This window comes from Streptomyces sp. NPDC029014 (genome assembly GCF_055564695.1).
Window position 1 is genome coordinate 1 of sequence record NZ_JBVHVT010000081.1, and the last position, 20,844, is coordinate 20,844.

The following is a 20,844-nucleotide window of genomic DNA, read 5'->3' on the forward strand; positions in this document are numbered from 1 at the left end:
CCCCCCCCCCTCCCCCCCGCCCCCCCCCCCCCCCCCCCTCCCCCCCCCCCCCCCCCCCCACCGCCCCCCCCCCCCCCCCCCCCCCCCCCCCCCCCCCTGGACCGGCACGCACCCGGCCCCGCCGCCCACCTGGACGCCCGTCACTCGGCGCTGCCGCCCGGGGTCGTACGGACGGCAGCGGATGCCGGAGCATGAGCGGGAGCCGGGGCCTGATCGGGAGCCGCCGCGGGCGCCGGTCGTTGCGGTGGGAGCCCGGCCGGGCGGGCGGTGTCGCGTTCCCGCTCCCGTGCGAGGGCGGGCCCGCGCAGCCGCAGGATCCGGGCGAGCCCGAGGAACTGCACGACGAAGACCGAGGAGAACGCGAGCCGGTAGTCGCCGCCGGTGGCGTCGAGCAGCACGCCGATCGCCAGCAGGGTGGTCATGGAGGCGAGGAAGCCGCCCATGTTGGTGATGCCGGAGGCGGTGCCCTGCCGTTCGGGCGGGTTGGCGGGCCGGGCGAAGTCGAACCCGATCATCGAGGCGGGCCCGCAGCTGCCCAGCACCACGCACAACGTGACGAGCAGCCACATCGGGGCCCGGTCGCCGGGGAAGACCAGGACCGCGGCCCACAGCGCGGCCGTCAGTCCGACGGTGCCCAGGGCCAGCGGCAGCCGGGCGCCCTGCCGACGGCCGATGACCTGGCCGTAGACCAGGCCGAAGCACATGTGCGAGGCGACCACGAGGGTCAGCAGCCCGGCCGCGGTGGTCCGCTCCAGGCCCTGCGCCTCGACCAGGAAGGGCATGCCCCACAGCAGCAGGAACACCATCGCCGGGAACTGGGTGGTGAAGTGCACCCACAGGCCGAGGCGGGTGCCGGGCTCCCGCCAGGAGTCCCGGATCTGCCGGCGGACGAAGCCCCCGCCGCCCGCGGCGGGCCGGACCGGGGGCGGCGGTTCGGCGTCCCCGGGGTGGTCCCGCAGGAACAGCACCAGCGGGACGAGCACCAGCAGGCCGGCGCCCGCACTGCCCGCGAAGGCCGGGACCCAGCCCAGGCCGTGCAGGAGGGGGGCGAGGACCAGGGTGGAGACCAGGTTTCCGGCCATGCCGACCAGGCCGGCCAGCTGCGCCATCAGCGGGCCGCGGCGGGCAGGGAACCAGCGGGTGCCCAGCCGCAGGACGGAGATGAAGGTCATCGCGTCCCCGCAGCCCAGCAGGGCGCGGGCGGCGAGCGCCGTGCCGTACGAGGGGGCCAGCGCGAAGCCGAGCTGGCCGGCGGTGAACAGGACGGCGCCGAGGGTCAGCACCCGCTTGGTGCCGAGCCGGTCCACCATCAGGCCGACGGGTATCTGCATGCCCGCGTACACGAGCAGTTGGAGCAGCGAGAACGTCGAGAGGGCGGAGGCGTTCACGTGGAAGCGGTCCGCGGCCTCCAGGCCGGCCACCCCCAGGCTGGTACGGAAGATCACCGCGACGAAGTAGACGGCGACGCCGATCGACCAGACGGCCGCGGCCCGCCGCCCGCCCGGCGGCTCCTGCGGTGCGGCCCCGGTCACCGGCCCGTCCCCTTCGTCGCGCCCGTCGTCGCGCCCGTCGCCGTTTCCGGCTGCATCCCCGTGCCCGTTCCCCGGACCAGGGCCTCGACGCGGCCCACGTGGCCCCGTACGGCGGCGGCCGCCGCGTCCGCGTCGCCGGCGCGCAGGGCGGCCAGGATCCCGGAGTGCTCGGCCAGGGTCTTCTCCACCCTCTCGGGGTGGGCGTGCAGCAGGGCCACGCCCATGCGCAGCTGCCGGTCGCGGAGCTGGTCGTACAGGCGGCCCAGGATCCGGTTCCCGGCGTGGCGGACGATCTCGGCGTGGAAGCACCGGTCGGCGGCGGTCATCGCGGCGAGGTCGCCGGCGGCGGCGTGCCGGCGCTGCTCGTCGAGCAGGCCGGCGAGCCGGTCCAGCAGTGCGGGCGGCGCGGGCACGGCCCGGCGCACGGTGAACTCCTCGACCAGCAGCCGGGTTTCGATGACGTCGGCGATCTCCTGGGCGGAGACCGGCAGGACCAGGGCGCCCTTCTTCGGGTACAGCTTCAGCAGCCCCTCGGTCTCCAGCCGGAGCAGGGCCTCGCGGACCGGGGTGCGCGACACCCCGACGGCGTCGGCGAGTTCGCCCTCGGTGAGGAGGGTGCCGCCCTCGTAACGGCGGTCCAGTACGCCGTCCTTGACGTGCCGGTAGACCCGGTCCGCGGCGGTGACGGGCGCCGGGGCGGCAGCGACGGGGGCGGGTGCGGACGCAGGGGCGGATGCGGGAGCGGCCATGGGCACAGGTTAGATACATGAAGGGTGCACCCGCTTGTGCCGTCCAGGATGCGGACCGCCGCCCCCGGCCGCTGCATCGAAGGATGTACACCGGCTTCGTCCGCCCGCAGGACGAGACGGCCCCCACCCGCCGGGACGCTGAGGACATGGCTCACAGCACCCGCCCCGACGCTCCCGGACCCCGGCAGACCGCGCCTGCCACCGCCACCACGACCGCCACCGCCACCGCCACCGCGACCGCCACGGCCGCCGCCGGGGCCCGGCTCCCGCTCCTCGACGTCCTGCGCGGCGCCGCCATCCTCGGCACGCTCATGACCAACGTCTGGATCTTCACCTCCCCCGGCTCCGAGTGGAGCGTGCTCGAGGGGAGCATGCACCCGCCGGACCCGATCGCCGACCCGGGCCCGGCGTCCGTCGCCGAGTTCGTCTTCCGCTTCCTCGCCGACGGCAAGTTCCTGTCCCTGCTGACCATCCTGTTCGGGGTGGGGCTGGCCATCCAGTACGACTCCGCCGCCCGCCGCGGACAGCCCTGGCCCGGCCGCTACCCCCGCCGGGCGGCCTTCCTCTTCCTGGAGGGGACCGTCCACTTCCTGCTGGTCTTCGCCTGGGACGTGCTCATGGGGTACGCGGTCACCGCCCTGCTGGTGGCGTGGCTGCTGGCCCGCTCCGAGCGGGTGCGGCGCGCCGCCCTGTGGACGGCCGCCACCCTGCACCTGGCCCTCGTCGGCCTGGTGACCCTCGGCGACCTGGCCCGACCCGACACCGGACCCGAGGCCCCGGACCCGGCCGCCGTCCGCCTCTACGCCGACGGCAGCTGGGCCGACCAGATCGGCTTCCGCCTCGACAACGCCCTCGCCCTGCGCATCGAGCCCGTCTTCTCCTTCGGCCTGCTGGTCTTCCTCTTCCTGCTCGGCGTACGCCTCCACCGGGCCGGCGCCTTCACCGCGACCGCCGCCGGACGCCGGATCCGGGCCCGCATGGCCGGCTGGGGCCTGGGCCTCGGCCTGCCGCTCGGCACCGCGGCCGCGCTCGGCGGGTCCGACTTCTTCGTGCTCGGCCGTTACGCGATCGCCCCGCTGGTCGCCGTCGGCTACATCGGCCTCATCGGCTGGGCCCTGGACCGCCGCGTCCTCCCCGGGGCAGCCGCCCTCGGGAACATCGGCCGCACCGCCCTGTCCGCCTACGTCGGCCAGAACCTGCTGTGCATGCTGCTCTGCTACGGGATCGGCCTCGGCCTCACCGCCCGCTTCGCCGGAACCGGCCCCTGGTGGGTGATGGGCCTGTGGGCGGCCGTGTCCCTGGTCCTGGCCGCCGGGTCCTGGCTGTGGCTGCGCCGTTTCGCGCGCGGCCCGCTGGAGTCCGTACAGCACTGGGCGCTCAAGCCCCGCGGGACCGCCCGGCGGTGACCGCCACCTCCAGCACGAGCTCGTCGTACGGGGCCTCCTGCGGGTAGGGCGGGCGGACCTGCGCGAAGCGGATCCGGGCCCGCCCGCCCGCGCGGGTCCCCCGCACCGTGTACACCAGCTCCACCGCGGCGCCCGGCGGCAGCGCCACGGGCGGGCTCGGGGCCGCGTCCACCGCGACCGCGTCCGCATCGCCCGTGACCTGCCAGGTCCACACGTAGCCGCGGGCGCCGCGCCCGGCGAGCCGCACCTCGTACGCCTCGCCCGCGCCCAGGACCAGCCTGCGCACCTCCACCCGCGACCGCCTCCCTCCCGGGCTCAGGCGGGGCCGATCACCGGCCCCTCGTGCCAGCCCGCGCCGTCCCGCCAGTAGTGCTGGAGCCGCCGGTCGGTGCGCAGCACGACGACCTCCAGGTTGAACCCGAAGCTGCCCTGCAGCATCCCGGTGACGGCGAGGACGTCGTGCCCGAACACGGCGCTGCGCCGCCAGTCCGCGCCGGCCCCGTTGCCCCGCCACCAGTGCTCCACCCGGCCGCCGGACACGGCCACACACAGCTCGTAGTTGCCTGCGGCGTCCTCGTCGGCGGCCCCGTACTGCCCCTCGATCAGGCAGGGCGCGGAGGTGACCGCGCTACCGAAGACCTCCCCGGGGCGCCAGGCGAAACCGCTCGGGTCGTCGCGCCACCACAGCTGCATGCGGCCGTCCGTACGGGTGGCGACGAGGTCGAGGTGGCGGCTGCGGGTCTGGACCAGGGCCGGCCCGAAGTGGGCGATGCCGGAGGCGAAGCGGCCGCCGTCGTTCCAGGTCCAGGGGGCGCCGTTGATCCGCCACCAGTGGTTCAGGCGGCCGTCGGCGGTGCGCACGACCACCTCGAAGTTGCCCGGCTTGCCGTAGTCGCTCTGGATGAACGCGGGCGTGGAGCCGACGGCCGCGTCGCCCGGGCCGAAGGCGCCGCCGTCGCGCCAGGTGCCGGCGGACTGCTCGTAGTACCAGTGGCGCAGCCGGCCGCCGGTGGTCACGTGCACCGACTCCATGTTGCGGTTGTAGGTGGTGCCGGTGAAGGCGGGCTGGCCGGAGGCGTCGGCGGCGAAGACGGCGGCCCGGGCCCACGGGTAGGGGTCGTCGCCCTCGCGCCACCAGTGCTGGAGGCGGCCGCCGGCGGTCGTGGCGAGCAGCTCGAAGTTGCGGTGGGCGCGGCCGTTGCCGCTCTCGTAGACGTTCCCGGAGTGCAGGCGGCGCTTGGTCCAGGGGTCGACGTTGGTGCCGCGCAGTCCGCACTTGGCCCAGTGGTCGATGTTGACCTCGCCGTAGGCGATCCGGCCGTGGCCGCCGACGTGGTAGCCGGTGCCCCAGGAGTTCTTGAACAGCCAGCAGCCGGCGGCGTCGTCGTAGCCGGTGACCAGCACGCAGTGGCCGCCCGCGAAGCGGTCGCTGGTGCGGTGGTAGACGCCGGAGCCGAGGCCGAAGAAGTCGTCGTACACGTCGAAGCAGGCGGTGAGCGGTCCGACGGTGTCGAGCCAGACCTTCTGCTGCTCCACGTCGCCGAGGCGGACGTAGTCCCCGATCCGGACGGTGCGGCCGGACCGGTCCCAACTGGGCGTGTACTCGGCGCGCCAGGCGTCGCGCCGGTCGGCGGGCACGGACGGCGGGGGCGGGGAGTACGGCCAGCAGTCCGGGTCGGCGAGCCCGCCGTTGGCCCGGATCCAGTCGAGGGCGGTCTCCGGGTTGGAGCCCTGGCCGCAGCAGAAGCGCAGCCCGTCGTGCACGTCCCCCTCGGAACGCTCGGCCCAGACGGCGTGCTCGATCCGGGCCATGGACTCCACCAGGCCGGTGGCGCCGAACGCCCAACAGGAGCCGCACGGGTTCTGGTCCTTGACCTTGGTGATCCAGGGCCAGCCCCAGCGGCTGCGCCAGTCGACGGCGGCGGGCCGGCCCCCGGCCGGGCCGGCCACGGCGGCGGGCGTGCCGGGCAGCAGGCCGTGCGCGGCGCGGCGGCGGGTCAGGTGCGGGTTGGCGCTGGGCCGGCCGAGGAGGGCGTGCAGGTCGACGGTCCCGGCCTGCGCGGCGGTCGTCAGGTCGGCCCCCGGCTCCAGGCCGAGCGCGGGCCGCGGCACGGCCTCGTCGTCGGCGAGGTGCTCCGAGACCGACCAGCGCGCGCCCTGCTCCGCCAGCTGCGCGCGCAACTCTCCCGCCGTCTGTACGGACTCGACTGACTGCTCCGGCATGGCGGCCCCCCAGCTGCAACCGTGTGTTCGCGACCGCGGGAGCGTCCACCTGGCAGGGCGGGGCGTCAAGGGGGTCCGGACGGTCGCGCGGTCGCACGGGGGTCGTAACGGCGTACGGGGTGGCGGGCCCGTGCCCCGGCCCGCCGCCCCGGGCCCCCCGGGCCCCCGGGCCGGGTCCTGAGTCCCCCACCCCGGCCTGCCCCCCTTGGTCAGGCCGGGGTGGAGGAGCTTCGGGGCCGCCGGCCGGCGGCCTGCTCGGCGGCCCCGGCGGCGGTCGGTCCGGCGGTGCGGGAGCGGCGGTGCGGGGCGAGCCCGTACCAGGCCAGGCCGGCGGCCAGCACGAACACCGCGCAGGCCGCCTCGAAGGCGAAGGCGTACCCGCCCGTGGCCGCGTGCGGGTCGCCGGCGGCGAGCAGCGTGGCCGTACGGGCGTCGGCGGCCGAGCTGATCAGGGCGAGGCTGATCGTCGGGCCGGCGAGGATCGCCGTGTTGACCACCGCCCCGGCGAGGGCGGACCGCCCCTCGGGGACGCCGGAGACGGCGCCGACGACGGCCGCGGACATCAGCATGCCGTTCCCGCCCGACAGGACGACCAGGCCCGCCAGCACCGCCGCCGCCGAGCCGCTGCGCAGCCCCACGGCGCCGATGAGGAGCAGCCCGGCGGCGATGACGGCCAGCCCGGCCACGGCGACCGCGCGCACCCCGTGGCGGGCGACGATCCGGCCGGCGACGAAGCCGACGCCCACCAGCACCGCGCTGTACGGGACGAAGGCGAGCGCGTTCTCCAGCGCCGACCAGCCCCGTACCTGCTGGAACCAGAGGGCGAGCAGGAAGGCGGTGGCCGCGCCGATCGCGGGGCCGAGGAGGGCGCACACCAGGGCGGTGGCCCGGTACCGGGAGGCGAGGAAGCCGGGCGGCAGCAGCGGCGCGGCCACCCGCCGCTGGGCGGCGGCGAAGGCGGCGAGCAGGACGGCTCCGAGGGCCAGCGGGCCGAGGACGGCGGCGGCGGACCAGCCGTGCGGGCCGACCATCACGAAGCCGTAGCCGAGGGTGGAGAGCGCGAGGGTGCCGAGCACGGCGCCCAGCAGGTCGAGGGGGACGCGTACGGGCGCGGGACCGGTCGGCAGGGCCCGGCGGACGAAGGCCAGCGCGGCGACGGCGACGGCCGCGAGGGCCCCGAAGCTCCACCGCCAGTTCGCCCAGGTCGACAGCGCCCCGCTGAGCACGATGCCGACGGCGGCGCCGAGGCTGGTCAGCAGCCCCCAGCGGGCGAGGGCGACGGCCCGGGCCCGCCCCTCGGGGAAGACGACCCGCAGCAGGGACAGGGCCGCCGGGGCCGCGAGGGCGGCGCCGCAGCCCTGGAGGAAGCGGGCGGCGAGCACGGCGTGGGAGACGGGGGCGAGGGCGGCGGCCAGCGAGGCCAGGGCGAAGAGGGCGGTCCCCCGGGTGAACAGGCGGCGCTGGCCGATCCGGTCGGTGAGCCGGCCGCCGAGGAGCAGCAGCCCGCTGAAGGAGATCCCGTACGCGGCGCTGTCGAGGATCAGGTCGATGCGGCCGAGGCCGAGTGCGCGCTGCATGGCCGGTCCTGCCGCGAAGGTCACCGAGACCGAGGCGTTGAGCAGCAGCTGTACGGCGCCGAGGAGGGCGAAGCCGCCCCAAGCGCTCCGCGGTCCGGCCGAGGTCTCCGGGAGGGCGTCCATGCGGGGAGTCTGGCAGTCGCCGGACAAGGGGCCCCGGCGGATGTTCATCAGTCCGTCAGGTCGGCGGACGGGGCGGGGCGGGGGCGGGGGCGGGGGCGGGGGCGGGGCGGCGGCACGGGGGCGGACGGGCGCGGGGGGGCGCGCGGTGCGTGCGGGCTGCGCGCCCCCGTGTCGGCCGCCCGGTGCTCAGGACTCCTTGGGCAGCAGGACGACGCGGCTGCCGTGGAGTTCGCCGGCCTCGATGCGGCGGTGGGTGCGCGCGGCGTCGGACAGCGGGGCGCGTTCGATTGAGCGGGCGCGCAGGCGGCCGTTGGCCATCAGGCGGTTGATCGCGACGGCCGCCTCGGCGAGTTCGGCGGTGGTGGCGTGCGAGATGACGAAGCCGACGACGGCGCCGTCCTTCATGTAGAGCGGGCCGGCGGGCAGTACGGGCTGGGAGCGGGCGCCGGCCAGGAGCACGATCCGGCCGCGGGGGGCCAGGACCTCCACGGCGGTGGAGAGGTCGTTGGTGCCGGAGGTGTCGATGTGGACGTCGATGCCCTGCGGGGCGGCATCGAGGATCCGGGCCGCGAGCGCGGGGTCCTTGTAGTCGAGGACCTCGCAGGCGCCGAGGGAGCGGCAGTGCTCGGCGTCGCGGGCGCCGGCGGTGGCGATGACCCGGGCGCCGGCCTCGACGGCCATGGTGACCAGGGCGCTGCCGACGTTCCCGGCGGCGCCGGCGACGAGGACGGTCTCGCCGGGGCGGACCCGGCCGTGGGTGAACAGGGCGAGGTAGGCGGTGCCCGCGGGGTGCACGACGGCGACGGCCTCGGCCGCGTCCACGCCGGACGGCAGGTGGTAGAGCCGGTCGACGGGGACGACGGCCTGCTCGGCGGCGGCGCCCTGACGGCCGCCGTGGCCGAGGCTGTTGCACCAGACGCGGTCGCCGACGGCGAACCCGGTGGCGCCGGGGCCGGCGGAGACGACGGTGCCGACGAGGTCGCGGCTGACGGCGAACGGGAACTCGACGGGGGTGCGGAAGATCCCGGACCGCACGAAGGTGTCCACCGGGTTGACGGACACGGCCTCGACCTCGACGAGGACGTCCGTGGGGCCGGGGGTCGGAGGGGCCATCTCGCCGTAGCGGATGTTCTCGGCGGGGCCCAGTTCTTCGATGAAGGCTGCACGCATGGGCCGATCCTCGCAAGGGGCCGGAGCGGCGGCGCACCGCTCCGTGCAGGCTTCGTCAACTTCCCGCGGGGCGGGGCGAGGTGGGGCCGGTCGCGAGGTGGGGCCGGTCGGGGCGGATCCGGGCCGGGACGTGCCGAAGGGCCGCCCCGGGGGTGGGCGGCCCTTCGGTGAGGGGGGAGACGAACAGGAGCTGGCGACTCCGGTCGACGGGTGGTGCGTGGGGGGTGATGGGGATGGGGTGGAACGTTGGGGCGTTGGGGCGTTGGGGCGTTGGGGCGTCGGGGTGGAGCGGGTACGGCAGCCGGTCGGCCTCTCGGCCTGCCGGTCAGACCGTGCCGTCGGCCAGGGCCCGGGTCTCGCGGATCTTGGTGCCGAGGGCGTCGAGCAGCTGCTGGAGGATCTCGATGGCGGTCTCGTCCGTCAGGTTGCCGGCCTCGTCGAAGCGCTCGGCGGCGCGGAAGATCTGCAGCTCGGGCTTGCCGACGACCTTGGAGTCCGTCCACAGGAAGGACTGGCGCATGGCCAGCTGGGCGCGGACGGTGCCGAAGTTGGTCGGGGCGGCGCCGGCGATCGCGATCGGCTTGCCGGTCAGGGAGGAGTCGAAGGCCGGGCGGCTCGCCCAGTCCAGGGCGTTCTTCAGGACGCCGGGGATCCCGTAGTTGTACTCGGGGGTGGCGATGAAGAGGCCGTCGGCCTCGATGATGCGGCGGCGCAGGTCGGCGACGGCGGCCGGGGCCGGCTCGACGTCCTGGTCCTCGTCGTAGAGCGGGATGTCGCGCAGGCCCTCGTAGATCTCGATGTCCATGTCCCCGGGGGCGTACTTCTGCGCGGCGCGGACGAGGGCGCTGTTGAACGACTGGCTGCGCAGGCTGCCGGAGATGGCGAGGATCTTGAGCTCGGGCATGGACTGTCCTTCCGCAAAGGTGACATGCGCAGCGAATGCCGGGGGTGGCATGCCCCTGCGATGAACGGGGTGTGCGTCGGTGCGATGGAAAGGAGTCTGTCCGCGGGCGCGGGGCACCGACAATCGCGGTCGCCGGTATCTGTCAGTTAAGGGCCGGGGGTCTCCCCTGGCGCTTAACTGAACTGAACTGTATAGTTCATTGCATTGGTAGACGACGACCCCGAACGACGAGAGAAGGCATCATGACCACGCTGGGTCCCGCCCTCGGCACCGCTGCCGCCGCCATCGCCGCCGCGACCCGCTCGGTGGCCGACGTCCTGCAGCCCGTCCACACCCTGGAGGGCGAGGGGTTCCCGGTGCGCCGGTCCTTCCCGACCCCGCAGATCCCGCAGCTGGACCCCTTCCTGTTGCTCGACCAGGTCGGGCCGGTGGACCTCGGTCCGGGCGAGCCCAAGGGCGCCCCCGAGCACCCGCACCGCGGCTTCGAGACCATCGCCTACGTCCTGGAGGGCGACATCGAGTACGCCGACTCCACCGGCAACCGCGGCGTGGTCCTGCCGGGCGGCGTGCAGTGGCTGACCGCGGGCGCGGGCGTGGTGCACTCCGAGGAGCCCACCGACGCCTTCCGCGCGGCCGGCGGCCTCCAGCACAACCTCCAGCTCTGGGTGAACCTGCCGGCCGTGCGCAAGGGGCTGCGCCCGCGCACCCAGAACCGCGACGCGGGCGAGATCCCGGTGGTCCGCCGACTCGACGGGTCCTGGTTCAAGGTGATCGCGGGTACCGCGCTCGGCGTGACCGGCCCCTTCGAGACGCAGGTCCCCGTGACCGTCGTGCACGCCTCCCTCGCCCCGGGCGAGAGCGCGGAACTGCCCGCGCCGCAGGGCCGCAACGCCGCCGTGTACGTCGTCTCCGGCAGCGGCGCCGTCGGCGGGGCGGAGGTCACGGACGGCGACCTGGCCGTCCTCGCGGACGAGGGCGACTCCGTCCGCATCGAGGGCGGGCCGATCGGGGCCGACTTCCTCTTCCTCAGCGGCGAGCCGATCGGCGAACCGGTCTTCCGCGGCGGCCCGTTCGTGATGAGCACCCCGCAGGAGATCGAGCAGGCCTTCGACGACTACGCCGCCGACCGCCTCGGCCGCTACGAGGACCAGTAGGGCAGCCACGCTCCGGTGCGGTGGAGGCTTCCGGACTCCACCGCGCCGGAGGTGTCCGTGCCCCGTCGCGTGTCGTCAGCGCACCCAGTCCTTGAGGGGCTCAGTGTCAAGGGTGATGCCCACGGGGTCGGGGAGGTCGATGGTGCGGCCGAAGGGACGGCGGGAGAGGTTGGCATAGGTGTCGCCGTCGGGCTCGGTGTAGACCAGGGTTTCGCGGGTGTCCCGGTCGATGAGCAGGTAGACGGGGATACCGGTCTGCGCGTAGGCGCTCGGCTTCTCTTCGCGGTCGCGCTTGTCGGTATCGCTGTCGTAGGAGGTGACCTCGACGATCATGACTACCGAACCGGGGTCGGCCCATTCGCCCTGACCGGCAAAGGTGCCCTTGGGGGCGAGGGCACCGTCGGGCTTCGCGTGGCCCTTGCGGTAACGCTCGACGCGCAGGCCGCGTTCGGGGTAGAGCCACAGATCGGGGCGATGCTGCATGCAGCGCTCCATGAGCCACCGGATGATCTCGTCGTGGTCGCCGTCCGGCACCGCTTTGACTCCCAGCCTGCCGTGGATGAACTCCATCCGGACGCCTTCGCGCTCGGCGGCGGCGGCGATGCGCTCGAACTCCTCGGCCAGCATTTGCGGCCGGTCCTCAGTGACGGTCACCACACACCTCCCGCGCCCAGTCTAGGCGGGACGGGAGTCGAAGGGGCGGTCGTACCGAGGGCAAACCCCCCGGGGCCCTGCGCGGGATGCGGGTAGGCCCGCTCTGGGGGGCCGGGCGTCCACGGCCCGGGCGGCAGCGCCGCCCCGGGCCGCGTCGTGCAGGGCGCCGGTGGCCCGTACCGGAGCAGATCGGGCAGCAGTCGTGTCACGGTCGCGCCGAGGCCCGGCGGGCCGCCCGGATCGGGCAGGTGCCCTGGCCGCGGCTCGCGGCCGTGCTCAGTACGGCCAGCCCCGTGGGGGTCAGCCGGCGGTGAGGAGGTCGAGGATCCGGGTGACCGCTTCCACGATCGGCTGGCCCAGCGGGCCGACGACGGCCGCGATGCCGGCGATGGACATCAGCGCGCCCTGACGGGCCTGCTGCGGGACGGCCGCCCCGCCGGTGGCGTCGGGCAGGGCCGCGTCCAGCACCTGCGTGCTCGCGGGCGGGAGCTCGCCGCGCAGGGCCTCGACCAGGTTGCGGAGGTCCTCGACGGCCGCCCGGAGGTCCGCGGGCAGGCCCTCCGGGCCGTCCGCGGCCCCGAGGTTCTTCTGGATGCCGATGTTGCCGCTGCCGCCGTTCATGGTGACGTTGTCGCCGAAGTGGTAGTTGTCGCCGCTCATCGAGTACCGATCCCCACGTTGCCGGTGCCGCCGTACATGTTCACGTTGTCCCCGAAGTGGTAGTTCTTCGAGGTGATCGAGATGGTGTCCACCCGCACCCCGTAGAGCTCGGTGTCGGGGTTGTCGATCGCGTGCGTGATCTGGCCGACGAGCCGGTGCAGGTGGGCGTGGTCCTTGCTGGTGACCACGGCGATGGACGGCCCGGCGGTCTCCACGGCCAGCACGTAGTACGACGGCGCCGTCAGCACGCTGATCAGCTGGACGATGCAGTAGATCAGCGCGGCGACGGTGCCGAGCCAGACGAACTGCAGGATCGTGGCCGACGCGTCCCTGCTGGCGAGGGACGTCAGACCGCCGAGGATCGTCAGGGCGAAGGCCACGGAGAGGATGATGCCGAGGTTCTTCAGGAAGTGGACGGTCGCGTCCTTGCGCCGCGGGTGCAGCGTGAAGGTGTACACCCGCGCGATGTTCTCCAGCGGGTACGCCGCCCCGCCCAGCCACAGGATCCGCCTGCTGATCCGGAGCTCGATCCCGCCGCCGACGGCGACGCCCGGCGGTGCCGGCGGAGTCGGCGGCGGCGGCGGGGACGACGGGGCACTCGGTGCTGCGGCGGTCGGTGAGGCGGTGCCCGGCGGAGTGCTCGGCGGGCCACTCGGCCGGCCCGGTAACGCGCTGTCCGTGCGGCCGGAAGGCTGCGTGTTCTCCATGCGGTGTGATCCCCCTGGGTTTCGGATGACGATCCGTCAACGGGGGACGACCATAACCACGCACCGCCCGGCCCGGGCAAGCCGCTTTCACCGCCGAGTTGGCTTTCCGCGCAGGAAATTGACGGATGGTCAAGCGCGGTCCGGGCGGCGGCAGCGTTCGGCGCCGCAGCGGACGCCTATAGGTCCACCCCGTACTGGTTGAGGAACATGTCCACCCCGCCCCGGAGCAACCGTTCGGCGAGCTCCTCGTCCAGCGTCGTGCCGTACACCCCGTAGACCAGGTGCGGGGAGAGCACCAGCCCCGACAGCTGGAGCACGGCCAGTTCCATGTCCGGGATGCGCAGCAGCCCGCGCTGGTCCAGCCGACCGAGGGCGGAGGCCAGGGACGCGTGCTGGCGCCCGGGGCCCTCCTCCTGCCAGGTCCGGCCGAGCTCGGGGAAGCGGTGGCGTTCGCCCGCGATCACGTTGCGCAGGGCCAGCACGTCGGGTGTGGTGAGTCCGGCGACCCAGATCCGGCAGGCCTCCAGCAGGTCGGCGCGGACGTCGTCGGACTCGGCGAGCTTGGCCTGGATGACCGACTGGGCGACTTCGAGCGCCTCGTCGAGGGTCTGCCCGATGACGGCGTTGAACAGGTTCTCCTTGCTGCCGAAGTGGTTGTAGACGGTGACCTTGGAGACCCCCGCCTCGGCGGCGAGCTGGTCGACCCCGGCCCCGAACCCCTCGCGCAGGAAGACCGTGCGGGCCGCGGCCAGGATGGCCTGCCGTTTGCGCGCGGCGCGCGCCCCGGATGGGCCTGCGGGGGCTTCGACGGTGCTGGTCCGTGCGGTCATGGCGTTCGTCCCTAACTTCCTCGGCTCGCACCCAGTCTAGATCCCAACTGAACTGAACCGTTGCGTTCAATTAAACTGAACTGTATGGTTCATATAGCTGAGCAGCCCAAGCGAGGCGGCAGAAGCGGAAGTTGAAGCCATCCGACGTTGCACCACACCAGGAGGACACCCGCTATGAGCGGCACCCAGACCCCCCTCTTCCGGTCCCGGGCCCAGATCCACCTCTCGGCCACCCCGGCCGAGGTGTACGCGGTCGTGAGCGACCTCGCCCGCAGCGGCGAGTGGAGCCCCGAGTGCCTCGGCGGCGAGTGGACCACCGGCGAGCCCGGCGCGGTCGGCTCGGTCTTCCGCGGCGAGAACGAGCGCAGCGAGAACGTCGTCGCCTGGGCGCCGGTGGTGCGCGGCAAGTGGACGACGTACGCCGAGGTCGTCGCGGCCGAGCCGGGCCGGACCTTCCAGTGGGCCATGCACAACAGCCGGGGCGAGAAGCAGGACAGCGTCTGGGGCTTCTCGATCGAGGCCGACGGCGAGGGCAGCCTCCTGGTGCACCACTTCCGGATGGGCACCCCCACCGAGGGCATCCGCGGCATCACCGCCGAGATGGACGCCGACCGCAAGCAGCAGTTCTTCGCCGAGTGGGGCGACAAGGTCGCCGGCGACCTGGCCGAGACCCTGGGCCGGATCAAGACCGTCATCGACAAGGAGACGGCCGCCCGGGGCGCCTGACCGCCCTTCCTCTTGTCTCCACCCTCCACCCTCCGACCGGCGAGCACCGGGAACCGACGCCGGCACCGACAACCGACGCCATCCGTACGTGACTTGAGAAGGGCAAGGCGATGATTCTGCAGCGCATCGGGAACAAGGGCATACGGCTCGGGACCCTCTTCGAGCGGGCCGCCAAGAAGCACCCGACGAACGTCGTGATCCTCGACCACGACCTCGACGTCGCCCCGGAGCTGGGGCGCAGGGCCACCGTGGCCGAGGTGGCCGACCTGATCGACGACCTGGCCTCCCGGCTCTGGGCCGCGCAGGTCCGCCCCAGCCGCCGGGTCGTGATCTACAAGTCCGACGGCTTCGACATCACCCTGCTGGCCTGCGCCGCGGTGCGCATCGGCGCGGTACCGGTGCTGCTGTCGCCGAAGCTCGACGGCGAGACCGTGGCCGAGCTGGTGCGCCGCACCGAGCAGCCCTACCTGCTCACCGACCAGAACAAGCTGGAGACGGAGCTGCCCGCCTCGGTCTTCGACGAGGCCGAGCAGGTCCTGCTCACCTCCGGCAGCTACAAGGAGGCCACCGAGCTCGCCTCGCTGGCCGGCTCCCCCCGGGTGCCCGCCGTGACGATGCCGCCCGAGCACCCGACCCTGATCACCCACACCTCCGGCACCACCGGCACCCCCAAGCTCGCCGTCCACACCGGGGCCACCCTGGAGGCGCGCTACCGTCCGCAGGCCGCGATCACCAGACCGCTCCTCCCGGGCCGCGAGACCATCGCGATGCACGTCTCCTTCGTGCACTCCCGCCTGATCACCGCCCTGGCCATCTCCCTCTTCCGCGGCTACCCGATCGTCGTCCTCGCCGACTCCGACCCCAAGAAGGCCGCCGACCTCTTCGCGCAGCTGCGCCCCGGCATCCTGGAGGCCCACCCCAACTCCTTCATGGAGTGGGAGGAGCTCGCCGACGACCCGCGCGGGCCGCTCGCCAACGTCAAGTTGTTCTCCAGCACCTTCGACGCCATCCACCCGCGCACCGTGCAGCGGCTGCTGGCCGCCACCAAGCGCACCGCCCCGATCTTCGGCCAGCTGTACGGGCAGAGCGAGATCGGCCCCGCCGTGGCCCGGTCCTTCTCCAAGCGGCGCGGGCTCGACGCCGACGGACGCTGCGTGGGGATGCCCTTCCCCGGCATGACCGACGTCCGTGTCGTCAGCCGCAACGGACTGCCGGTCTCGGAGTCCAACCCCGGCTTCATCGAGGTCAGGAGCGACGGCCGGATCGTCACCTACCTCGGCGAGCAGGAACGTTACGACAAGCAGGTCAACGACGGCTGGTGGCGCATGGGCGACGTCGGCTACCGCACCAAGTGGGGCTGCGTGCACCTGCTCGACCGCGAGGTCGACCTGATCGAGGGCTTCGGCTCCACCCTCGCCGCCGAGGACACCCTGTTCACCCGGCTGGAGGAGCTCGCCGAGGTCATCATCATCCCCGACGAGAACGGCCGTGCCGTGCCCGTGGTCTGCACCCGGGACGACAAGCCGCTCGACGCCACCGCCTGGAAGGCCGCCACCGTCGGCCTGCCCCCGATGGCCGACCCCGTCCAGTGGCGGCAGTCCGACCTGCCGCAGACGGCCACCACCAAGATCAAACGTCTCGAACTCGCCCGGCTCATCGCCGCCGGCGCCGGCGCGCAGCTCACCGACCCGCAGCTCACCGAGGAGAAGATCTGATGTCGAAGCTCATCATCATCGGCGGCGGAATCGGCGGCCTGGCCACGGCCCTCTCGGTCGCCCGGCAGGGCCACGAGGTCCTCGTCCTGGAACGCGCCCCCGAGTTCGCCGAGATCGGCGCGGGCATCCAGCTCGCCCCCAACGGACTGCACGCCCTCGACCGGCTCGGCCTCGGCGAGGCCGTCCGCTCCACCGCCGTGCAGATGGACGCGCTCACCTTCATGGACGGCGTGACCGGCGAGCACGTGACCAGCATCGACCTGACCGAGCACTACCGGGAGCGGTTCGGCAACCCGTACGCGGTCGTCCACCGGGCCGAGCTGCACACCAAGCTGCTGGAGGCCTGCCAGGCCGAGGACGCGATCCGGCTGCGCAGCGCCGTCACCGCGGTCGGCTACGAGCAGGACGCGACCAGCGCCACCGTCGTCCTGGAGGACGGCGAGCGCATCACCGGTGACGCCCTGATCGGCGCCGACGGCATCCACTCCGCGATCCGCGCCCAGCTCGTCGGCGACGGCGCCCCCCGCAACTCCGGGATCACCGTCTACCGGGCGATCATCCCGATGGAGCAGGTCCCCGAGGAGCTGCGCCACCTGACCTCCGTCACCTGGTGGACGGGCCCCGGCTGCCACTTCGTGCACTACCCGATCGCCGGCGGCAAGTACCTCAACCTCGCCGCCAGCAGCGACAACAAGGCCACCGACGCCGTCGCCGGCGTCCCCGCCAGCCAGGGCGACATCCGCCGCGAGTTCGCCGCGCTCGGCGAGGACGCGCAGCGCCTGCTCGCCCTCGGCGAGGGCTGGAAGTCCTGGGTCCTCGTCGACCGCGACCCGGTGGAGAACTGGGTCGACGGCCGGGTCGCCCTCCTCGGCGACGCCGCCCACCCGATGCTCCACTACGTGGCCCAGGGCGCCTGCCAGGGCCTGGAGGACGCGGTGACCCTCGGCGACCTGCTCGACTGCGACGCCGACGAGTTCCCGCAGCGCTTCGAGAAGTTCAACGCGGAGCGCACCGAGCGGACCGGCCGGATCCAGCTCCTGGCCCGGGAGAGCATCAAGCTCTGGCACACCGCCGGCGCCGCCGCCACCGACCGCAACACCGTCCTGCGCTCCTTCTCCCGCGACGAACTCCACGACTACGTCGCCTGGATGCACGGCTTCCGCGTCCCCGCCCCGGACGCCCCGACCGCCCCGGCCGCCGCTGCGACCGCCGCCACGAACGGAGACCAGCGATGAGCACCCGCCGCGACCGCATCCAGGTGGCCATCATCGGAGCGGGCCCCCGCGGCCTGTCCGTCCTGGAGCGCCTGTGCGCCAACGAGCGCAGCACCCCCGCCCACGAGGCCGTCACCGTCCACGTGGTCGACCCCTCGGCGCCCGGCGCCGGCCAGGTCTGGCGGCCCGACCAGTCCCAGCACCTGCTGATGAACACGGTCGCCTCCCAGATCACCATCTACACCGACGACAGCGTCCGCACCGAGGGCCCCATCGAGCCCGGCCCCAGCCTGTACGAGTGGGCGCAGTCCGTCGCCGCGTCCGGCGAGGGCGACCCGGCCACGGTCGCCGAGGCCCGCCGGCTGGGCCCGAACACCTACCCCAGCCGCGCCTTCTACGGCAGCTACCTGCGCGCCACCTTCGAGCGGGTCGTCGCCCTCGCCCCCGCCCACGTCACCGTCGAGGTCCACCGCTCCCGGGCCGTGGCCATGGCCGACACCCACGGCACCGCGGGCAGCCTGCAGGGCGTCCGCCTGGAGAACGGCACCCGGCTCAACGACCTCGACGCCATCGTCATGGCCCAGGGCCACGTACCGGCCCGGCTGACCCCCCGCGAGGCCAAGACCGCGAGCCTCGCCCGCATCCACCACCTCACCTACGTCACCCCCGCCAACCCCGCCGACCTCGACCTGAACGTCGTCAGGCCCGGCCAGAACGTCCTGCTGCGCGGCCTCGGCCTCAACTTCTTCGACCACATGGCCCTCTTCACCGCCGGCCGCGGCGGGCGGTTCGACCGCGGGGACGACGGCCGCCTCGTCTACCGGCCCTCCGGCAACGAGCCCGTGCTGTACGCCAGTTCGCGCCGGGGCATCCCGTACCACGCCCGCGGCGAGAACGAGAAGGGCGCCTACGGCCGGTACCTGCCGCGCCTGCTCACCCCCGCCCGGATCGCGGAGCTGCGCCGCCGCTGCGAGAACGGCGAGGGCATCGACTTCACCGCCGACCTGTGGCCGCTGATCTCCCGCGAGGCGGAGGGCGTCTACTACGGCACCCTGCTCCAGGCCCGCGGCCGCGGCGACGAGCGCGAGGGCTTCACCACCCGCTTCCTGTCGCTGGAGGAGGAAGAGGACCGCGCCTCCCTCCTGGACGTGTACGGCATCGGCGCGGACGAGCGATGGAACTGGCAGAAGCTCTCCCGCCCCTACGGCGACCGCGAGTTCACCAGCCGCGAGGACTTCCGGGCCTGGCTGGTCGCGTACCTGGCCGAGGACGTCCGCGAGGCCCGGGCCGGCAACCTCAGCGGCCCCCTCAAGGCGGCCCTGGACGTCCTGCGCGACCTGCGCAACGAGATCCGCCTCGCCGTCGACCACGGCGGCCTGACCGGCGACTCGCACCGCGACGACCTGGAAGGCTGGTACACCCCGCTCAACGCCTTCCTCTCCATCGGCCCGCCGGCCTCCCGGATCGAGGAGATGATCGCCCTGATCGACGCCGGGGTGCTGGTCCTGACCGGCCCCGGGACCGAGATCCGCGTCGACACGGCCGCCGGCGACGACGCCGCCTTCCTCGCCCGGTCCCGCGACGTCCCCGGCCCCGCGGTCCGCTCCACCGTGCTGATCGAGGCCCGACTGCCCGAGCCCGACCTGCGCCGCACCGACGACCCGCTGCTGCGCCACCTCCTCGACACCGAGCAGTGCACCACGTACCGGATCTCCGGCCCCGACGGCACCGGCTACGAGTCCGGCGGCCTCGCGGTCACCGGGCGCCCGTACCGGCTCCTCGACGCCCGCGGCCGCGCCCACCCGCGCCGGTTCGCGTACGGGGTCCCCACCGAGTCCGTGCACTGGGTCACCGCGGCCGGCATCCGCCCGGGCGTCGACTCTGTCACCCTCGGCGACTCCGACTCCATCGCCCGCTCGGTGCTGGCCCTGCCGCCCGCCGCCGTCGTCCCGGCCGGGGTCTCCCTGCCCGCCGAGACCGACCTGACCGGCGTCCTGGTATGAGCAGCACCGGAGCCGCTGCCGGTGGGACCGACGGGGCCTCTGGGGCCACCAGGGCCGCCGGGGCGCAGGACGCGCTCACCGACGCTGGGCTGCTGTCGCCGGTACGTGCCGGCACCCCCGCCGAAGAGGCCGTCTGCGACCTCGCCTGGCTCCAGGCCATGCTCGACGCCGAGGCCGCCCTGGCCCGCGCCCAGGCCGGGCTCGGCACCCTCCCGGCGGAGGCCGCCGACACCATCACCCGGGCGGCCCGGGCCGGCAACCTGGACCTGCGGGAACTCGCCCTGGCCGCCCGGGAGACCGCGAACCCGGTGGTCGGGCTGGTGCAGGCGCTGACCCGGGTGGTCGCCGCCGAGGACGCGCGGGCCGCCGAGTACGTCCACCGCGGCTCCACCAGCCAGGACATCCTCGACACCGGAGCCATGCTGGTGGCCGCCCGGACCCTGCGCCTGATCCGGGCGGACCTGGGCCGCACCGCCGCCGCCCTGGCCCGGCTGGCCGGCGAGCACCGGGACACGCCGATGGCCGGCCGCACCCTCGCCCTGCAGGCGGTGCCCACGACCTTCGGGCTGAAGGCGGCGGGCTGGCGGCAGCTGGTCCTGGACGCGGACGAGCGCCTCGCCCGGATCGCGGACGGCGGCCTGCCGGTGTCCCTCGGCGGAGCCGCCGGAACCCTCGCCGGATACCTGGAGTACGCCCGGATCGACGGCGCGGCGGAGCAGGACCCGGGCGCGTACCTGGACCGGCTGGTCGAGGCCTACGCCGCCGAGACGGGGCTGGCCCGCCCCGCCCTGCCCTGGCACGTGCTGCGGACCCCGGTGGCGGACCTCGCGGCGGCGCTCGCCTTCACCGCCGGCGCCCTCGGGAAGATCGCCGTCGACGTGCAGAACCTGTCCCGCACGGAGGTCGGCGAGGTCGCCGAGCCCGCGGTGGCCGGCCGCGGCAGCTCCTCGGCCATGCCGCACAAGCGCAACCCGGTGCTGAGCACGCTGCTGCGCAGCGCGGCGCTCCAGGTGCCGGTGCTGGCGGCGGGGCTGGTGCAGTGCCTGGTCTCGGAGGACGAGCGGTCCGCCGGCGCCTGGCACGCGGAGTGGCAACTGCTGCGCGAGGCCCTGCGGTTGGTCGGTGGCGCGGCTCACACCGCGGTCGAGCTCGCAGAGGGGCTGACGGCCCGGCCCGAACGGATGCGTGACAACCTGATGCTGACGGGCAGCCAGGTGGTATCCGAGCGGATCGCGGCGGTGCTGGCGCCGGAGCTGGGCAAGGCGGCGGCGAAGCAGCTGCTGACCCGGGTCTCCGCGGCGGCGGAGGCCGGCGGCCGGTCACTGGCCGGGCTGCTCGCGGAGGAGCCTGCGCTCCAAGGGCGGTGGAGCGGTGCGGAACTGGCCGGGCTGTGCGATCCGGCGGCGTACACCGGGGGCGCGGGTGCACTGGTGGACGGGGCACTGAAGCGGTCGAACTGACGCTTGAGTTCGAACTGAACTGAACTGTATAGTTCAA

General features: G+C 74.2%; 18 protein-coding genes. 7 read left to right on the plus strand and 11 right to left on the minus strand.

Going from position 1 to position 20,844, the window contains the following annotated elements:
• Positions 1–140: 140 nt before the first annotated feature.
• Positions 141–1,532 (minus strand): MFS transporter, encoded by a 1,392-nt coding sequence (locus ACZ4VL_RS32390; protein ID WP_468207172.1) that lies wholly within the window; start codon positions 1,530–1,532, stop codon positions 141–143.
• On the minus strand, positions 1,529–2,281 hold the full coding sequence (locus ACZ4VL_RS32395; protein ID WP_468207174.1) for a GntR family transcriptional regulator: 753 nt from the start codon (positions 2,279–2,281) through the stop codon (positions 1,529–1,531). The genes ACZ4VL_RS32390 and ACZ4VL_RS32395 overlap by 4 nt, the downstream gene beginning before the upstream one ends.
• Positions 2,282–2,427: 146 nt before the next feature.
• Here ACZ4VL_RS32395 and ACZ4VL_RS32400 point away from each other — a divergent pair, with 146 nt between their 5' ends.
• A complete protein-coding gene (locus ACZ4VL_RS32400) occupies positions 2,428–3,687 on the plus strand; it encodes a DUF418 domain-containing protein (RefSeq protein ID WP_468207176.1) in 1,260 nt (419 codons plus the stop codon).
• Here the strand turns inward: ACZ4VL_RS32400 and ACZ4VL_RS32405 are convergent.
• From ACZ4VL_RS32405 to ACZ4VL_RS32425, 5 genes are all read right to left on the minus strand, one after another.
• On the minus strand, positions 3,659–3,979 hold the full coding sequence (locus ACZ4VL_RS32405; protein WP_468207179.1) for a hypothetical protein: 321 nt from the start codon (positions 3,977–3,979) through the stop codon (positions 3,659–3,661). The genes ACZ4VL_RS32400 and ACZ4VL_RS32405 overlap by 29 nt on opposite strands.
• A gap of 23 nt (positions 3,980–4,002) precedes the next feature.
• Positions 4,003–5,910, minus strand: a complete 1,908-nt coding sequence (locus tag ACZ4VL_RS32410) for a C1 family peptidase (protein ID WP_468207181.1) — start codon at positions 5,908–5,910, stop codon at positions 4,003–4,005.
• A gap of 209 nt (positions 5,911–6,119) precedes the next feature.
• Positions 6,120–7,610, minus strand: a complete 1,491-nt coding sequence (locus ACZ4VL_RS32415; protein ID WP_468207183.1) for an MFS transporter — start codon at positions 7,608–7,610, stop codon at positions 6,120–6,122.
• Between the two features lie 186 nt (positions 7,611–7,796).
• Complete coding sequence (locus ACZ4VL_RS32420) at positions 7,797–8,780, minus strand: NADPH:quinone reductase (RefSeq protein WP_468207185.1); 984 nt, start codon at positions 8,778–8,780, stop codon at positions 7,797–7,799.
• 325 nt (positions 8,781–9,105) lie between these two features.
• Positions 9,106–9,684 (minus strand): NADPH-dependent FMN reductase, encoded by a 579-nt coding sequence (locus ACZ4VL_RS32425; protein WP_468207188.1) that lies wholly within the window; start codon positions 9,682–9,684, stop codon positions 9,106–9,108.
• Positions 9,685–9,926: 242 nt separating this feature from the next.
• Between ACZ4VL_RS32425 and ACZ4VL_RS32430 the strand changes: the two genes are divergently transcribed.
• On the plus strand, positions 9,927–10,838 hold the full coding sequence (locus tag ACZ4VL_RS32430) for a pirin family protein (protein ID WP_468207191.1): 912 nt from the start codon (positions 9,927–9,929) through the stop codon (positions 10,836–10,838).
• 75 nt (positions 10,839–10,913) lie between these two features.
• Here the strand turns inward: ACZ4VL_RS32430 and ACZ4VL_RS32435 are convergent, their stop codons facing one another.
• The 4 genes from ACZ4VL_RS32435 to ACZ4VL_RS32450 form a co-directional block, all read right to left on the minus strand.
• Positions 10,914–11,492: a Uma2 family endonuclease gene (locus ACZ4VL_RS32435; RefSeq protein ID WP_468207193.1), complete on the minus strand. Its 579-nt coding sequence runs from the start codon at positions 11,490–11,492 to the stop codon at positions 10,914–10,916.
• A 300-nt stretch (positions 11,493–11,792) separates the two neighbouring features.
• Positions 11,793–12,152 carry a hypothetical protein gene (locus ACZ4VL_RS32440; RefSeq protein ID WP_468207196.1) on the minus strand — a complete coding sequence of 120 codons (360 nt, stop codon included), beginning with the start codon at positions 12,150–12,152 and terminating at the stop codon, positions 11,793–11,795.
• Positions 12,149–12,859 carry a DUF6232 family protein gene (locus ACZ4VL_RS32445; protein WP_468207199.1) on the minus strand — a complete coding sequence of 237 codons (711 nt, stop codon included), beginning with the start codon at positions 12,857–12,859 and terminating at the stop codon, positions 12,149–12,151. Before ACZ4VL_RS32445 ends, ACZ4VL_RS32440 begins: the two co-directional genes overlap by 4 nt.
• A gap of 176 nt (positions 12,860–13,035) precedes the next feature.
• The gene (locus tag ACZ4VL_RS32450; protein WP_468207202.1) at positions 13,036–13,689 is read right to left on the minus strand and encodes a TetR/AcrR family transcriptional regulator; all 654 of its coding nucleotides are present in this window, start codon (positions 13,687–13,689) and stop codon (positions 13,036–13,038) included.
• A 174-nt stretch (positions 13,690–13,863) separates the two neighbouring features.
• Here ACZ4VL_RS32450 and ACZ4VL_RS32455 point away from each other — a divergent pair, with 174 nt between their 5' ends.
• The 5 genes from ACZ4VL_RS32455 to ACZ4VL_RS32475 all read left to right on the plus strand — a co-directional run bounded on the left by ACZ4VL_RS32455 (position 13,864) and on the right by ACZ4VL_RS32475 (position 20,807).
• Entirely contained in the window at positions 13,864–14,415 is a 552-nt protein-coding gene (locus tag ACZ4VL_RS32455) for an SRPBCC family protein (protein ID WP_468207205.1), read from the plus strand.
• Between the two features lie 110 nt (positions 14,416–14,525).
• Positions 14,526–16,130 carry a class I adenylate-forming enzyme family protein gene (locus ACZ4VL_RS32460; RefSeq protein WP_468207207.1) on the plus strand — a complete coding sequence of 535 codons (1,605 nt, stop codon included), beginning with the start codon at positions 14,526–14,528 and terminating at the stop codon, positions 16,128–16,130.
• Positions 16,130–17,365, plus strand: a complete 1,236-nt coding sequence (locus ACZ4VL_RS32465) for an FAD-dependent oxidoreductase (protein WP_468207210.1) — start codon at positions 16,130–16,132, stop codon at positions 17,363–17,365. The genes ACZ4VL_RS32460 and ACZ4VL_RS32465 overlap by 1 nt, the downstream gene beginning before the upstream one ends.
• Positions 17,362–19,347 (plus strand): FAD/NAD(P)-binding protein, encoded by a 1,986-nt coding sequence (locus ACZ4VL_RS32470; RefSeq protein ID WP_468207213.1) that lies wholly within the window; start codon positions 17,362–17,364, stop codon positions 19,345–19,347. The genes ACZ4VL_RS32465 and ACZ4VL_RS32470 overlap by 4 nt, the downstream gene beginning before the upstream one ends.
• Positions 19,344–20,807 carry a nitrosuccinate lyase gene (locus ACZ4VL_RS32475; protein WP_468207216.1) on the plus strand — a complete coding sequence of 488 codons (1,464 nt, stop codon included), beginning with the start codon at positions 19,344–19,346 and terminating at the stop codon, positions 20,805–20,807. Before ACZ4VL_RS32470 ends, ACZ4VL_RS32475 begins: the two co-directional genes overlap by 4 nt.
• Positions 20,808–20,844 lie beyond the last annotated feature (37 nt).